Raw genomic sequence first — 12,693 nt, 5'->3', positions numbered from 1 at the left:
GCCGGCACGAGCGGGTGGCCACGGCCGGCGCACCGGAGCCCGCGCCCCCGGCGGGCGCGGTCCGGGCCCTGCATCCGCTGCCGCGGGTCATGGTGGCCGCCACGGCGGCGATGGTCACGGTGACCGTGGGGCTGACGTTCGTCGCGGGAGCCCTGTACGGCTACACCGCCCGCGCCGCCGAGGACGTCCTCGAGCGCACGCCCTACGTCGAGTCGGTCTTCTCCGACCCGGTGCCGGCGGAGGAAGGCGAGTGAGCGGCGGTGCGGACGTGGAGCCGGCCGGTCCGCGGCTGCGCCACCAGGTGCCGCTGGTCGCCTGGCTCGTGCTCGTCTGGATCCTGCTCTGGGGCACCTGGTCGTGGGCCAACCTGCTGTCCGGCCTCGCGGTCGCCGTGGTCGTCATGCTGCTGCTGCCGCTTCCGCCGGTCGTGGGCAGTACCCGGGTCCGGCCGCTCTCGCTGCTCCGGTACCTGGGCACGTTCCTCACGGACGTCGTCGTCTCCGGCGCGCAGGTGGCCTGGCGGGCGATCGGTCCGGGCGGCGTGCAGCAGGGGGCGATCGTCCGCGTCCAGCTGCGGGCCGACTCCGACCTGTTGCTCACGATGGTCGCCGAGACGATCTCGCTCGTGCCCGGCTCGCTGGTGCTCGACCTCGACCGGGAGGAGCGGCTGATCTCCGTCCACCTGCTGCACGTCACCGACCTCGCCGACGTCGAGCGCCAGAAGCGCGACGTGCTGGCGACGGAGGACCGCATCGTCCGGGCCTTCGGCTCCGCGGCCGACATCGCGGCCCTGGACACGGGGGACGGGGCATGACGCCGGTCACCGTCGTCGCCCTCGCCTGCCACGCGCTGCTCGGTGGCGGTGCCCTGCTGGCCCTGGTCCGGCTGGCCCGGGGACCGTCGTTGCTGGACCGCGTGGTCGCCACCGACACGCTGCTGGTGATCATCTCGGCGTCCCTGGCGGTGCACGCCGCGCTCACGCGCGACGCGACCGTCGTCCCGGTGCTGGTCGTCGTCTCGCTGCTGGCCTTCGTCGGCTCGGTGTCGATCGCGCGCTACATCGGCGGCATGCTGCTGCAGTCGGCGACCGGCGACGGTCGGGACGTCGGCCTGCCCGAGCCGGCCGAGGAACGCGAGGGCCGGCCATGAGCGTGCTGGGCGCCGTCGCGGACGTCGTCGCACTGGGCTGTCTGCTGGCCGGGGCATTCCTCTGCCTCACCGCCGGCCTCGGGCTGGTGCGCTTCCCCGACGTCCTGTCCCGGATGCACGCGGGCACCAAGCCACAGGTCCTCGGCGTCCTCCTGGTCATGGTCGGCGGGGCGATCCGGCTGCAGCCGCTGCCGGCGACGTGGATGCTGCTGCTGGTCGCGGCCTTCCAGCTGCTGACCGCCCCGGTCAGCGCGCACATGATCAGCCGGGTGGCCTACCGGCGGCGGCACGTGCGGCGCGACCTGCTGCTGGTCGACGAGCTGCGCGAGGCCGAGGGGCGCGACAGCGTCTACCGCGGCGACGAGCCGGCCGACGCACCGCCGGAGGACCCCGCCGGTGCCCTGGTGGAGAGCCGGCGGGAGGACCGCTGGAAGGGCAACGGTCAGAACTGACCCAGCCAGAACGGCAGGCCCTGATCGTCGCGGCAGAGCGCGGACCGGCCGTAGGACTGGCGCTCGATCTCGCCTGCCTCGCCGCCCGCCGTGCGCACCGCGGCGACGGCGACCTCGATGTCGTCGACTGCGTACATCGGGATGACACCGAGGTCCGTGTGGTCGCCACCGTGGAGCCCGACCATCGGGGTGGTGCCTTCGACCTGCCAGCCGTCCTGCACCCGCCCCGGCGTGAAGGCCCAGCCGAGCACCGCCTCGTAGAAGTCACGGGCCCGCGCGCCGTCGGGCACCTGAAGCGTCAGGTAGACCGCGTCTCCCGGGCGGGGACCCGAGGAGGGCGCGGGGGTCGGGTGCTGCAGCATCCAGCGGTGCCCGTACGGGTCGACGACGACGCCGGTGCGCCCGTAGGGGGCGTCGGCCGCCGGACGCTCCACCGTGGCGCCGGCGGCCTCGGCCCGCGCGACGGCGGCGTCCACGTCGGGCACCGCCAGGTGCAGGGTCACCGCGACCCGCCCGTCCTCCGGCCCGGTGAGGCCGAGCTCCGGATAGGGGTCGGCGAGGTAGAGCGTCGCACCGGCGACGTCGAGTTCGGCGTGCCCGATGCGGTCGTCCTCGTCGACGTAGGGGTCGCCGACGGTCCGCGCGCCGAACACCTCCGCGTACCAGGCGAGGGCGGCACGGGCGTCGCGGACGACGAGGTAGGGGGTCAGGGCGGACATGGCGGAACTCCTCGGCTGGACGGGGGTCGGCTGCTGCAGCAGGGCACGGCGGAGCCGCTCGCGCAGCTCGGCGGCGAAGGTGGGATCGGGCTCGACGGGCGAGGTGCGGCGGGCCAGCGCTCGGAACGGCCGCTCGGCATCGCTCATGACGCACCTCCCGGCGGCTCGGTGGACTCGTACTGACGACGGAACGCGGTGCGGGCCCGGACCAGCAGCGCCTCGGTGGCGTGCAGCGTGCGACCGAGCAGGGCGGCGACCTGCGGCACCGGGAGGTCGTCGAGGTAGCGGAGGGTCAGCACGGCCCGGTGGCCGGGGCTGAGCTCGTCGAGGACCTGCTGCGCCCGCAGGGCGTCGAGCTCGGCGTCCCACGGGTCCTCGGTGCCGCCGCCGTCGACGAGCCGGAGACTGCGCTCCTCCCGTTCCCGGCGGCGCCAGTGGTCGACGAGCTTGTGCCGGGCGGTCCCGATGAGCCAGGGGACCGTCGTCGGGCTCCGGCCGTCGGCCTCGGCGCGGACGGCGGCGAGGAACGTCTCGGCGGTCAGGTCCTCGGCGAGCGCGCGCTGGCCGCACCGGGCGAGGAGGTAGCCGTAGACCTCGGGCAGGGCGCGGTCGTAGAGCGACAGCAGCCCGGGATCGGGCGGTGGTCCCACCGCGCGCGATCCCGGGCTGCCCATGTCCCTCCGTCGTCCGGGAGCTGTGTTCTCCGACGTCCGGACGGCGGAATTGTTACCGCTGGGCCCGGTTGACCGCCGAGACGACCGCGCGCAGCGACGCGCTGACGATGTTCGGGTCGATGCCCACGCCCCAGAGGACCCGGTCGCCGACGGCGCACTCGACGTAGGCCGCCGCCTTCGCGTCGCCGCCCGCGGAGAGCGCGTGCTCGGCGTAGTCCAGCACGCGGACGTCGACGTCGAGGGTCTTCAGGGCGTCGACGAACGCGGCGATCGGGCCGTTGCCGCGGCCCTCGACGACCACCGGCACGCCGTGGTCGGTCAGCTCGACGACCATCTCGTCGACCAGGTCGCCGTGCGCCTGGTGCCGGTGACCGGTCAGGGCGAAGCGGCCCCACGGGGCGTCGGGGTCGGGCAGGTACTCGTTGCTGAATGCGGTCCACATCTGCGCGGCGGTCACCTCGCCGCCCTCGTCGTCCGTGTGCTGCTGGATGACGGCGCTGAACTCGATCTGCAGCCGGCGGGGGAGGTCCAGGTGGTTCTCGGTCTTCATGATGTAGGCGACGCCGCCCTTGCCGGACTGGCTGTTCACCCGGATCACGGCCTCGTAGCTGCGGCCGACGTCCTTGGGGTCGATCGGCAGGTACGGGACCGCCCACGGCATCTGGTCGACGGTCGTGCCGGCGGCCTCCGCGTCGGCCGCGAGGGCCTTGAAGCCCTTGTTGATGGCGTCCTGGTGCGAGCCGGAGAACGCCGTGTAGACCAGGTCGCCGCCGTAGGGATGCCGCTCGTGCACGCCGAGCTGGTTGCAGTACTCGACCGTGCGGCGGATCTCGTCGATGTCGGAGAAGTCGATCTGCGGGTCGATGCCCTGGCTGAACAGGTTCAGGCCCAGGGTGACGAGGTCGACGTTGCCGGTGCGCTCGCCGTTGCCGAACAGGCAGCCCTCGATGCGGTCCGCGCCGGCGCGGTAGCCCAGCTCCGCGGCGGCGACGGCCGTCCCGCGGTCGTTGTGCGGATGCAGGCTGAGGACGACGGAGTCCCGCCGGCCCAGGTTGCGGTGCATCCACTCGATCTGGTCGGCGTAGACGGTCGGCTCGGCCATCTCCACCGTCGCAGGCAGGTTGATGATCGTCGGCCGGTCGGGCGTGGGCTCCCAGACGTCGGTGACCGCGTTGCAGATCTCCACGGCGAAGTCGAGCTCTGTCCCGGTGAAGGACTCCGGCGAGTACTCGAAGAGGACCTCGGTGCCGTCCATCTGCTCGGCCAGCTTGCGGACGATCTCCGCCCCGTGGACCGCGATGTCGACGATGCCGGCGCGGTCGAGGCCGAACACCACCCGCCGCTGCAGCGTGGACGTCGAGTTGTAGAGGTGCACGATCGCCTGCTTCGCGCCGCGCAGGGACTCGTAGGTGCGCTCGATCAGCTCGTCGCGGGCCTGCGTCAGGACCTGGATGGTGACGTCGTCGGGGACCAGGTCGTCCTCGATGAGCTGGCGGACGAAGTCGAAATCGGTCTGGCTGGCAGCGGGGAAGCCGACCTCGATCTCCTTATAGCCCATGCGGACCAGCAGCTCGAACATGCGCCGCTTGCGATCGGGCGTCATCGGGTCGATCAGGGCCTGGTTGCCGTCGCGGAGGTCGACGGCGCACCAGCGCGGTGCCGTCGTGGTGATCGTGTCGGGCCAGGTGCGGTCGGCCAGGACGACGGGCGTGAAGGGGGCGTAGCGGTGGATCGGCATCCGCGTCGGCTGCTGCGGATTGCGTACGTGGGGGTGCTTCGGGTCGGTGCTCACGGTCTCGGGCTCCTCTGGCGCGGGCTGGACTCAGCTCCGGGTGGGGCGGTCAGCGGCGCCGGGAACGCACTCGGACACGGCAGGTACCCGCGGCGAGGGGGCCGACCTAGGAGAGGGCCTCGCCGCGGCTCATAAGCAGGAGGCTGCCGCGCACGCGCCCACGGTAGCAGCGGCTCAGCCACACCGGCGGTTGCCCAGGTCCCTGATCGCCCACAGGCCGAGTCGAACGTGCTCACCGCACGAGCATCGGGCGGTGGGCTCGGACCCGGCGCCTTGCCCACCCCCCATCCAGGTGGCCCTGTGGACAGCTGCGGGGCGGCCTCGGCCGCAGCCTGCACAATCTCCTCGACGAGCGTCCACGAGAGGAGCACGGCGGAATGGCCCGCAGACCCGCCGGCGGGCGCTACCGCGAGCCCCATGCGCCCGCTCGGCTCGAGCGAGTGCTCCGCTGGACCTGGATCACCGCGACCTTCCTCGCCGTCTTCATCGGGGTGTTCGTGCTGCCCATCCAGTTCACGGAGGGCCACCACGCCCGCGTGGCACAGGAGATCGAACGCAGCGGCGCCGACGCCCACCCGGTGCTGGAGGTGCGCCAGAAGGTCGACGGCGCGCGGGGACGATGGTCGGTGGAAGCCCAGGTCGCCACGTACCGGACCGAGGACGGGACCGCGACAGTGCGGCTGCGCGGGTACGACCAGAGCGCCGTCGTCGCGAGGGAAGAGGGCTGGTTGGTCGCAGCCGACCGCGCCGACCGACTCGAGGTCTACGTGGCGGCGGACGGGGAGAGCGGCTTCCTCGCTGGGGACTACCGGGACGCCCTGAACGGTGAGTTCTCCGGCCTCCTCCTCGTGGCCGACCTCTGGATCGGGGGCTGGGCCGTCGTCGGGCTGGCCGCGCTCAGCGCGCTGTGGCTGCGGCGATGGCGCCGAGGGGCGATCACGGGGCGCCGTGCCGCGCTGGTTCCGGCGCTGTACTGCGCCGTCGCGATCGCCTCGGTGGCGCTGGCCTACGGCCTGTCCTCGTCCCTGGCGGCCTCGACGTAGCTGCGGCCCCTCCGGGTCAGAAGGTCTTCTTCAACCTCATGCGCAGCGGGCGGCCGTCGGGGTCGTCGAGGAGTCGGTAGACCGGGGTCGCCCAGAGGCGGGTGAACAGCGGCAGGCGCTCGGCGCGGTGCTCGCGCAACCGGCCGGGCGGGCGCGGGCCCCGGCGGCCGCCGTCGTGCCACGCGTCGAGCGCGGCCGCCCGCTCGGTGAGGACGTCGACGAAGCGGCCCGGGTCGAGCGCCTCGTCGTCCTCGCTGCCGTCGGCCGCCAGGTCCAGGTGCTCACGGGCCAGGGCGAGGCGCAGGTCGCGGGCGAACGTCCGTGCACCCTCACCGGTACCCGCCGGGTCGCGCGGCTCACGGGAGTCGCGCGTCGTGTCGAGCACGGTGCTCGACAGCTCGCTGTCGTGCGTCCCCGACCAGGACGGCGCCTTCGCCGAGCGTCCGCAGCTCGTCGGCCGGTGGCAGGCGATCGAGATGTGCCGGAAGGCCGGCGAGGGCCGCGTGCACGTCTTCGACGTGGAGAACCACGTCGGCACCCCGGTGTACGTGCACGCCAAGGTCTGCGTCGTCGACGACACCTGGGCCAGCGTCGGCAGCGACAACTTCAACCGGCGGTCGTGGACGCACGACAGCGAGCTGTCGAGCACCGTGCTCGACACGACGCGCGACTCCCGTGAGCCGCGCGACCCGGCGGGTACCGGTGAGGGTGCACGGACGTTCGCCCGCGACCTGCGCCTCGCCCTGGCCCGTGAGCACCTGGACCTGGCGGCCGACGGCAGCGAGGACGACGAGGCGCTCGACCCGGGCCGCTTCGTCGACGTCCTCACCGAGCGGGCGGCCGCGCTCGACGCGTGGCACGACGGCGGCCGCCGGGGCCCGCGCCCGCCCGGCCGGTTGCGCGAGCACCGCGCCGAGCGCCTGCCGCTGTTCACCCGCCTCTGGGCGACCCCGGTCTACCGACTCCTCGACGACCCCGACGGCCGCCCGCTGCGCATGAGGTTGAAGAAGACCTTCTGACCCGGAGGGGCCGCAGCTACGTCGAGGCCGCCAGGGACGAGGACAGGCCGTAGGCCAGCGCCACCGAGGCGATCGCGACGGCGCAGTACAGCGCCGGAACCAGCGCGGCACGGCGCCCCGTGATCGCCCCTCGGCGCCATCGCCGCAGCCACAGCGCGCTGAGCGCGGCCAGCCCGACGACGGCCCAGCCCCCGATCCAGAGGTCGGCCACGAGGAGGAGGCCGGAGAACTCACCGTTCAGGGCGTCCCGGTAGTCCCCAGCGAGGAAGCCGCTCTCCCCGTCCGCCGCCACGTAGACCTCGAGTCGGTCGGCGCGGTCGGCTGCGACCAACCAGCCCTCTTCCCTCGCGACGACGGCGCTCTGGTCGTACCCGCGCAGCCGCACTGTCGCGGTCCCGTCCTCGGTCCGGTACGTGGCGACCTGGGCTTCCACCGACCATCGTCCCCGCGCGCCGTCGACCTTCTGGCGCACCTCCAGCACCGGGTGGGCGTCGGCGCCGCTGCGTTCGATCTCCTGTGCCACGCGGGCGTGGTGGCCCTCCGTGAACTGGATGGGCAGCACGAACACCCCGATGAAGACGGCGAGGAAGGTCGCGGTGATCCAGGTCCAGCGGAGCACTCGCTCGAGCCGAGCGGGCGCATGGGGCTCGCGGTAGCGCCCGCCGGCGGGTCTGCGGGCCATTCCGCCGTGCTCCTCTCGTGGACGCTCGTCGAGGAGATTGTGCAGGCTGCGGCCGAGGCCGCCCCGCAGCTGTCCACAGGGCCACCTGGATGGGGGGTGGGCAAGGCGCCGGGTCCGAGCCCACCGCCCGATGCTCGTGCGGTGAGCACGTTCGACTCGGCCTGTGGGCGATCAGGGACCTGGGCAACCGCCGGTGTGGCTGAGCCGCTGCTACCGTGGGCGCGTGCGCGGCAGCCTCCTGCTTATGAGCCGCGGCGAGGCCCTCTCCTAGGTCGGCCCCCTCGCCGCGGGTACCTGCCGTGTCCGAGTGCGTTCCCGGCGCCGCTGACCGCCCCACCCGGAGCTGAGTCCAGCCCGCGCCAGAGGAGCCCGAGACCGTGAGCACCGACCCGAAGCACCCCCACGTACGCAATCCGCAGCAGCCGACGCGGATGCCGATCCACCGCTACGCCCCCTTCACGCCCGTCGTCCTGGCCGACCGCACCTGGCCCGACACGATCACCACGACGGCACCGCGCTGGTGCGCCGTCGACCTCCGCGACGGCAACCAGGCCCTGATCGACCCGATGACGCCCGATCGCAAGCGGCGCATGTTCGAGCTGCTGGTCCGCATGGGCTATAAGGAGATCGAGGTCGGCTTCCCCGCTGCCAGCCAGACCGATTTCGACTTCGTCCGCCAGCTCATCGAGGACGACCTGGTCCCCGACGACGTCACCATCCAGGTCCTGACGCAGGCCCGCGACGAGCTGATCGAGCGCACCTACGAGTCCCTGCGCGGCGCGAAGCAGGCGATCGTGCACCTCTACAACTCGACGTCCACGCTGCAGCGGCGGGTGGTGTTCGGCCTCGACCGCGCCGGCATCGTCGACATCGCGGTCCACGGGGCGGAGATCGTCCGCAAGCTGGCCGAGCAGATGGACGGCACCGAGGTCCTCTTCGAGTACTCGCCGGAGTCCTTCACCGGGACAGAGCTCGACTTCGCCGTGGAGATCTGCAACGCGGTCACCGACGTCTGGGAGCCCACGCCCGACCGGCCGACGATCATCAACCTGCCTGCGACGGTGGAGATGGCCGAGCCGACCGTCTACGCCGACCAGATCGAGTGGATGCACCGCAACCTGGGCCGGCGGGACTCCGTCGTCCTCAGCCTGCATCCGCACAACGACCGCGGGACGGCCGTCGCCGCCGCGGAGCTGGGCTACCGCGCCGGCGCGGACCGCATCGAGGGCTGCCTGTTCGGCAACGGCGAGCGCACCGGCAACGTCGACCTCGTCACCCTGGGCCTGAACCTGTTCAGCCAGGGCATCGACCCGCAGATCGACTTCTCCGACATCGACGAGATCCGCCGCACGGTCGAGTACTGCAACCAGCTCGGCGTGCACGAGCGGCATCCCTACGGCGGCGACCTGGTCTACACGGCGTTCTCCGGCTCGCACCAGGACGCCATCAACAAGGGCTTCAAGGCCCTCGCGGCCGACGCGGAGGCCGCCGGCACGACCGTCGACCAGATGCCGTGGGCGGTCCCGTACCTGCCGATCGACCCCAAGGACGTCGGCCGCAGCTACGAGGCCGTGATCCGGGTGAACAGCCAGTCCGGCAAGGGCGGCGTCGCCTACATCATGAAGACCGAGAACCACCTGGACCTCCCCCGCCGGCTGCAGATCGAGTTCAGCGCCGTCATCCAGCAGCACACGGACGACGAGGGCGGCGAGGTGACCGCCGCGCAGATGTGGACCGCATTCAGCAACGAGTACCTGCCCGACCCCGACGCCCCGTGGGGCCGCTTCGCCCTGACCGGTCACCGGCACCAGGCGCACGGCGACCTGGTCGACGAGATGGTCGTCGAGCTGACCGACCACGGCGTGCCGGTGGTCGTCGAGGGCCGCGGCAACGGCCCGATCGCCGCGTTCGTCGACGCCCTGAAGACCCTCGACGTCGACGTCCGCGTGCTGGACTACGCCGAGCACGCGCTCTCCGCGGGCGGCGACGCGAAGGCGGCGGCCTACGTCGAGTGCGCCGTCGGCGACCGGGTCCTCTGGGGCGTGGGCATCGACCCGAACATCGTCAGCGCGTCGCTGCGCGCGGTCGTCTCGGCGGTCAACCGGGCCCAGCGGTAACAATTCCGCCGTCCGGACGTCGGAGAACACAGCTCCCGGACGACGGAGGGACATGGGCAGCCCGGGATCGCGCGCGGTGGGACCACCGCCCGATCCCGGGCTGCTGTCGCTCTACGACCGCGCCCTGCCCGAGGTCTACGGCTACCTCCTCGCCCGGTGCGGCCAGCGCGCGCTCGCCGAGGACCTGACCGCCGAGACGTTCCTCGCCGCCGTCCGCGCCGAGGCCGACGGCCGGAGCCCGACGACGGTCCCCTGGCTCATCGGGACCGCCCGGCACAAGCTCGTCGACCACTGGCGCCGCCGGGAACGGGAGGAGCGCAGTCTCCGGCTCGTCGACGGCGGCGGCACCGAGGACCCGTGGGACGCCGAGCTCGACGCCCTGCGGGCGCAGCAGGTCCTCGACGAGCTCAGCCCCGGCCACCGGGCCGTGCTGACCCTCCGCTACCTCGACGACCTCCCGGTGCCGCAGGTCGCCGCCCTGCTCGGTCGCACGCTGCACGCCACCGAGGCGCTGCTGGTCCGGGCCCGCACCGCGTTCCGTCGTCAGTACGAGTCCACCGAGCCGCCGGGAGGTGCGTCATGAGCGATGCCGAGCGGCCGTTCCGAGCGCTGGCCCGCCGCACCTCGCCCGTCGAGCCCGATCCCACCTTCGCCGCCGAGCTGCGCGAGCGGCTCCGCCGTGCCCTGCTGCAGCAGCCGACCCCCGTCCAGCCGAGGAGTTCCGCCATGTCCGCCCTGACCCCCTACCTCGTCGTCCGCGACGCCCGTGCCGCCCTCGCCTGGTACGCGGAGGTGTTCGGCGCGCGGACCGTCGGCGACCCCTACGTCGACGAGGACGACCGCATCGGGCACGCCGAACTCGACGTCGCCGGTGCGACGCTCTACCTCGCCGACCCCTATCCGGAGCTCGGCCTCACCGGGCCGGAGGACGGGCGGGTCGCGGTGACCCTGCACCTGGCGGTGCCCGACGTGGACGCCGCCGTCGCGCGGGCCGAGGCCGCCGGCGCCACGGTGGAGCGTCCGGCGGCCGACGCCCCCTACGGGCGCACCGGCGTCGTCGTCGACCCGTACGGGCACCGCTGGATGCTGCAGCACCCGACCCCCGCGCCCTCCTCGGGTCCCCGCCCGGGAGACGCGGTCTACCTGACGCTTCAGGTGCCCGACGGCGCGCGGGCCCGTGACTTCTACGAGGCGGTGCTCGGCTGGGCCTTCACGCCGGGGCGGGTGCAGGACGGCTGGCAGGTCGAAGGCACCACCCCGATGGTCGGGCTCCACGGTGGCGACCACACGGACCTCGGTGTCATCCCGATGTACGCAGTCGACGACATCGAGGTCGCCGTCGCCGCGGTGCGCACGGCGGGCGGCGAGGCAGGCGAGATCGAGCGCCAGTCCTACGGCCGGTCCGCGCTCTGCCGCGACGATCAGGGCCTGCCGTTCTGGCTGGGTCAGTTCTGACCGTTGCCCTTCCAGCGGTCCTCCCGCCGGCTCTCCACCAGGGCACCGGCGGGGTCCTCCGGCGGTGCGTCGGCCGGCTCGTCGCCGCGGTAGACGCTGTCGCGCCCCTCGGCCTCGCGCAGCTCGTCGACCAGCAGCAGGTCGCGCCGCACGTGCCGCCGCCGGTAGGCCACCCGGCTGATCATGTGCGCGCTGACCGGGGCGGTCAGCAGCTGGAAGGCCGCGACCAGCAGCAGCATCCACGTCGCCGGCAGCGGCTGCAGCCGGATCGCCCCGCCGACCATGACCAGGAGGACGCCGAGGACCTGTGGCTTGGTGCCCGCGTGCATCCGGGACAGGACGTCGGGGAAGCGCACCAGCCCGAGGCCGGCGGTGAGGCAGAGGAATGCCCCGGCCAGCAGACAGCCCAGTGCGACGACGTCCGCGACGGCGCCCAGCACGCTCATGGCCGGCCCTCGCGTTCCTCGGCCGGCTCGGGCAGGCCGACGTCCCGACCGTCGCCGGTCGCCGACTGCAGCAGCATGCCGCCGATGTAGCGCGCGATCGACACCGAGCCGACGAAGGCCAGCAGCGAGACGACGACCAGCACCGGGACGACGGTCGCGTCGCGCGTGAGCGCGGCGTGCACCGCCAGGGACGCCGAGATGATCACCAGCAGCGTGTCGGTGGCGACCACGCGGTCCAGCAACGACGGTCCCCGGGCCAGCCGGACCAGGGCCAGCAGGGCACCGCCACCGAGCAGCGCGTGGCAGGCGAGGGCGACGACGGTGACCGGCGTCATGCCCCGTCCCCCGTGTCCAGGGCCGCGATGTCGGCCGCGGAGCCGAAGGCCCGGACGATGCGGTCCTCCGTCGCCAGCACGTCGCGCTTCTGGCGCTCGACGTCGGCGAGGTCGGTGACGTGCAGCAGGTGGACGGAGATCAGCCGCTCCTCCCGGTCGAGGTCGAGCACCAGCGAGCCGGGCACGAGCGAGATCGTCTCGGCGACCATCGTGAGCAACAGGTCGGAGTCGGCCCGCAGCTGGACGCGGACGATCGCCCCCTGCTGCACGCCGCCCGGACCGATCGCCCGCCAGGCCACCTGCGCGCCGGAGACGACGACGTCCGTGAGGAACGTGCCCAGGTACCGGAGCAGCGAGAGCGGCCGGACCCGGGTACTGCCCACGACCGGCGGAAGCGGCAGCAGCAGCATGACGACCACGGCGACCGCGAGGCCGGACAGCAGGTTGGCCCACGACCAGGTGCCCCAGAGCAGGATCCAGACGAGCACGAGCCAGGCGACCAGCGGCACCTGGTGGCGCAGCCGCGGACCGGCCGGCTCCACGTCCGCACCGCCGCTCACTCGCCTTCCTCCGCCGGCACCGGGTCGGAGAAGACCGACTCGACGTAGGGCGTGCGCTCGAGGACGTCCTCGGCGGCGCGGGCGGTGTAGCCGTACAGGGCTCCCGCGACGAACGTCAGCCCCACGGTCACCGTGACCATCGCCGCCGTGGCGGCCACCATGACCCGCGGCAGCGGATGCAGGGCCCGGACCGCGCCCGCCGGGGGCGCGGGCTCCGGTGCGCCGGCCGTGGCCACCCGCTCGTGCCGGC

Annotated in this window: 16 protein-coding genes and 2 pseudogenes; 9 read left to right on the top strand and 9 right to left on the bottom strand. The window is 73.3% G+C overall.

What is annotated here, in order from left to right:
* The 4 genes and pseudogenes from E4P40_RS21750 to mnhG (E4P40_RS21735) form a co-directional block, all read left to right on the top strand.
* Positions 1-254 (top strand): annotated as a pseudogene (locus E4P40_RS21750) (Na+/H+ antiporter subunit D); the annotation flags it as partial.
* The gene (locus E4P40_RS21745) at positions 251-814 is read left to right on the top strand and encodes a Na+/H+ antiporter subunit E (protein ID WP_245160495.1); all 564 of its coding nucleotides are present in this window, start codon (positions 251-253) and stop codon (positions 812-814) included. The pseudogene E4P40_RS21750 and the gene E4P40_RS21745, both read left to right, overlap by 4 nt.
* Positions 811-1,149 carry a monovalent cation/H+ antiporter complex subunit F gene (locus E4P40_RS21740; protein ID WP_135160504.1) on the top strand — a complete coding sequence of 113 codons (339 nt, stop codon included), beginning with the start codon at positions 811-813 and terminating at the stop codon, positions 1,147-1,149. The genes E4P40_RS21745 and E4P40_RS21740 overlap by 4 nt, the downstream gene beginning before the upstream one ends.
* The gene (gene mnhG / locus E4P40_RS21735) at positions 1,146-1,601 is read left to right on the top strand and encodes a monovalent cation/H(+) antiporter subunit G (RefSeq protein ID WP_135160505.1); all 456 of its coding nucleotides are present in this window, start codon (positions 1,146-1,148) and stop codon (positions 1,599-1,601) included. The genes E4P40_RS21740 and mnhG (E4P40_RS21735) overlap by 4 nt, the downstream gene beginning before the upstream one ends.
* Here the strand turns inward: mnhG (E4P40_RS21735) and E4P40_RS21730 are convergent.
* Genes E4P40_RS21730 through leuA (E4P40_RS21720) form a run of 3 tightly spaced genes read right to left on the bottom strand, consistent with a single transcriptional unit; the run spans position 1,592 to position 4,732 of the window.
* Positions 1,592-2,467, bottom strand: coding sequence for a VOC family protein (locus tag E4P40_RS21730; RefSeq protein ID WP_135160506.1), 876 nt, complete (start codon positions 2,465-2,467; stop codon positions 1,592-1,594). The genes mnhG (E4P40_RS21735) and E4P40_RS21730 overlap by 10 nt on opposite strands.
* The gene (locus E4P40_RS21725; RefSeq protein WP_135160507.1) at positions 2,464-2,994 is read right to left on the bottom strand and encodes a sigma-70 family RNA polymerase sigma factor; all 531 of its coding nucleotides are present in this window, start codon (positions 2,992-2,994) and stop codon (positions 2,464-2,466) included. Before E4P40_RS21725 ends, E4P40_RS21730 begins: the two co-directional genes overlap by 4 nt.
* Positions 2,995-3,046: 52 nt before the next feature.
* Entirely contained in the window at positions 3,047-4,732 is a 1,686-nt protein-coding gene (leuA, locus tag E4P40_RS21720; protein ID WP_135160511.1) for a 2-isopropylmalate synthase, read from the bottom strand.
* Positions 4,733-5,163: 431 nt separating this feature from the next.
* Between leuA (E4P40_RS21720) and E4P40_RS21715 the strand changes: the two genes are divergently transcribed.
* Positions 5,164-5,829, top strand: a complete 666-nt coding sequence (locus tag E4P40_RS21715) for a hypothetical protein (RefSeq protein ID WP_135160508.1) — start codon at positions 5,164-5,166, stop codon at positions 5,827-5,829.
* 16 nt (positions 5,830-5,845) lie between these two features.
* On the opposite strand, the gene E4P40_RS21710 is transcribed toward E4P40_RS21715, so the two are convergent.
* A complete protein-coding gene (locus E4P40_RS21710; RefSeq protein WP_245160498.1) occupies positions 5,846-6,214 on the bottom strand; it encodes a hypothetical protein in 369 nt (122 codons plus the stop codon).
* On the opposite strand from E4P40_RS21710, the gene E4P40_RS21705 reads away from it, so the two are divergent.
* Positions 6,204-6,848: a phospholipase D-like domain-containing protein gene (locus E4P40_RS21705; protein ID WP_245160497.1), complete on the top strand. Its 645-nt coding sequence runs from the start codon at positions 6,204-6,206 to the stop codon at positions 6,846-6,848. The two genes, E4P40_RS21710 and E4P40_RS21705, sit on opposite strands and share 11 nt — an antisense overlap.
* Positions 6,849-6,864: 16 nt before the next feature.
* Here the strand turns inward: E4P40_RS21705 and E4P40_RS21700 are convergent, their stop codons facing one another.
* On the bottom strand, positions 6,865-7,530 hold the full coding sequence (locus tag E4P40_RS21700; protein WP_135160508.1) for a hypothetical protein: 666 nt from the start codon (positions 7,528-7,530) through the stop codon (positions 6,865-6,867).
* Positions 7,531-7,961: 431 nt separating this feature from the next.
* Here E4P40_RS21700 and leuA (E4P40_RS21695) point away from each other — a divergent pair, with 431 nt between their 5' ends.
* Genes leuA (E4P40_RS21695) through E4P40_RS21685 form a run of 3 tightly spaced genes read left to right on the top strand, consistent with a single transcriptional unit; the run spans position 7,962 to position 11,102 of the window.
* Positions 7,962-9,647: a 2-isopropylmalate synthase gene (leuA, locus tag E4P40_RS21695; protein WP_135160511.1), complete on the top strand. Its 1,686-nt coding sequence runs from the start codon at positions 7,962-7,964 to the stop codon at positions 9,645-9,647.
* Between the two features lie 52 nt (positions 9,648-9,699).
* On the top strand, positions 9,700-10,230 hold the full coding sequence (locus E4P40_RS21690; RefSeq protein WP_135160507.1) for a sigma-70 family RNA polymerase sigma factor: 531 nt from the start codon (positions 9,700-9,702) through the stop codon (positions 10,228-10,230).
* A complete protein-coding gene (locus E4P40_RS21685; protein ID WP_135160506.1) occupies positions 10,227-11,102 on the top strand; it encodes a VOC family protein in 876 nt (291 codons plus the stop codon). The genes E4P40_RS21690 and E4P40_RS21685 overlap by 4 nt, the downstream gene beginning before the upstream one ends.
* On the opposite strand, the gene mnhG (E4P40_RS21680) is transcribed toward E4P40_RS21685, so the two are convergent.
* The 4 genes and pseudogenes from mnhG (E4P40_RS21680) to E4P40_RS28295 all read right to left on the bottom strand — a co-directional run.
* Positions 11,093-11,548 carry a monovalent cation/H(+) antiporter subunit G gene (gene mnhG / locus E4P40_RS21680; protein ID WP_135160505.1) on the bottom strand — a complete coding sequence of 152 codons (456 nt, stop codon included), beginning with the start codon at positions 11,546-11,548 and terminating at the stop codon, positions 11,093-11,095. The two genes, E4P40_RS21685 and mnhG (E4P40_RS21680), sit on opposite strands and share 10 nt — an antisense overlap.
* Positions 11,545-11,883 (bottom strand): monovalent cation/H+ antiporter complex subunit F, encoded by a 339-nt coding sequence (locus E4P40_RS21675; protein ID WP_135160504.1) that lies wholly within the window; start codon positions 11,881-11,883, stop codon positions 11,545-11,547. The genes mnhG (E4P40_RS21680) and E4P40_RS21675 overlap by 4 nt, the downstream gene beginning before the upstream one ends.
* Positions 11,880-12,443 carry a Na+/H+ antiporter subunit E gene (locus E4P40_RS21670; protein ID WP_245160495.1) on the bottom strand — a complete coding sequence of 188 codons (564 nt, stop codon included), beginning with the start codon at positions 12,441-12,443 and terminating at the stop codon, positions 11,880-11,882. The genes E4P40_RS21675 and E4P40_RS21670 overlap by 4 nt, the downstream gene beginning before the upstream one ends.
* Positions 12,440-12,693: pseudogene (locus E4P40_RS28295) on the bottom strand (Na+/H+ antiporter subunit D); the annotation flags it as partial. The gene E4P40_RS21670 and the pseudogene E4P40_RS28295, both read right to left, overlap by 4 nt.

The sequence above is a fragment of the Blastococcus sp. CT_GayMR20 genome, assembly GCF_004570345.1.
The sequence above is the reverse complement of the archived record's forward strand: the minus strand, read 5'-3'. Positions and strand labels throughout refer to the sequence as shown.

Coding starts and splice junctions, on each gene's coding strand:
- E4P40_RS21685 (WP_135160506.1), top strand. CDS start 10,227: ATGAGCGATGCCGAGCGGCCGTTCCGAGCGCTGGCCCGCCGCACCTCG.
- E4P40_RS21725 (WP_135160507.1), bottom strand. CDS start 2,994: ATGGGCAGCCCGGGATCGCGCGCGGTGGGACCACCGCCCGATCCCGGG.
- E4P40_RS21675 (WP_135160504.1), bottom strand. CDS start 11,883: ATGACGCCGGTCACCGTCGTCGCCCTCGCCTGCCACGCGCTGCTCGGT.
- E4P40_RS21690 (WP_135160507.1), top strand. CDS start 9,700: ATGGGCAGCCCGGGATCGCGCGCGGTGGGACCACCGCCCGATCCCGGG.
- E4P40_RS21740 (WP_135160504.1), top strand. CDS start 811: ATGACGCCGGTCACCGTCGTCGCCCTCGCCTGCCACGCGCTGCTCGGT.
- leuA (WP_135160511.1), top strand. CDS start 7,962: ATGCCGATCCACCGCTACGCCCCCTTCACGCCCGTCGTCCTGGCCGAC.
- leuA (WP_135160511.1), bottom strand. CDS start 4,732: ATGCCGATCCACCGCTACGCCCCCTTCACGCCCGTCGTCCTGGCCGAC.
- E4P40_RS21700 (WP_135160508.1), bottom strand. CDS start 7,530: ATGGCCCGCAGACCCGCCGGCGGGCGCTACCGCGAGCCCCATGCGCCC.
- E4P40_RS21715 (WP_135160508.1), top strand. CDS start 5,164: ATGGCCCGCAGACCCGCCGGCGGGCGCTACCGCGAGCCCCATGCGCCC.
- mnhG (WP_135160505.1), bottom strand. CDS start 11,548: ATGAGCGTGCTGGGCGCCGTCGCGGACGTCGTCGCACTGGGCTGTCTG.
- mnhG (WP_135160505.1), top strand. CDS start 1,146: ATGAGCGTGCTGGGCGCCGTCGCGGACGTCGTCGCACTGGGCTGTCTG.
- E4P40_RS21730 (WP_135160506.1), bottom strand. CDS start 2,467: ATGAGCGATGCCGAGCGGCCGTTCCGAGCGCTGGCCCGCCGCACCTCG.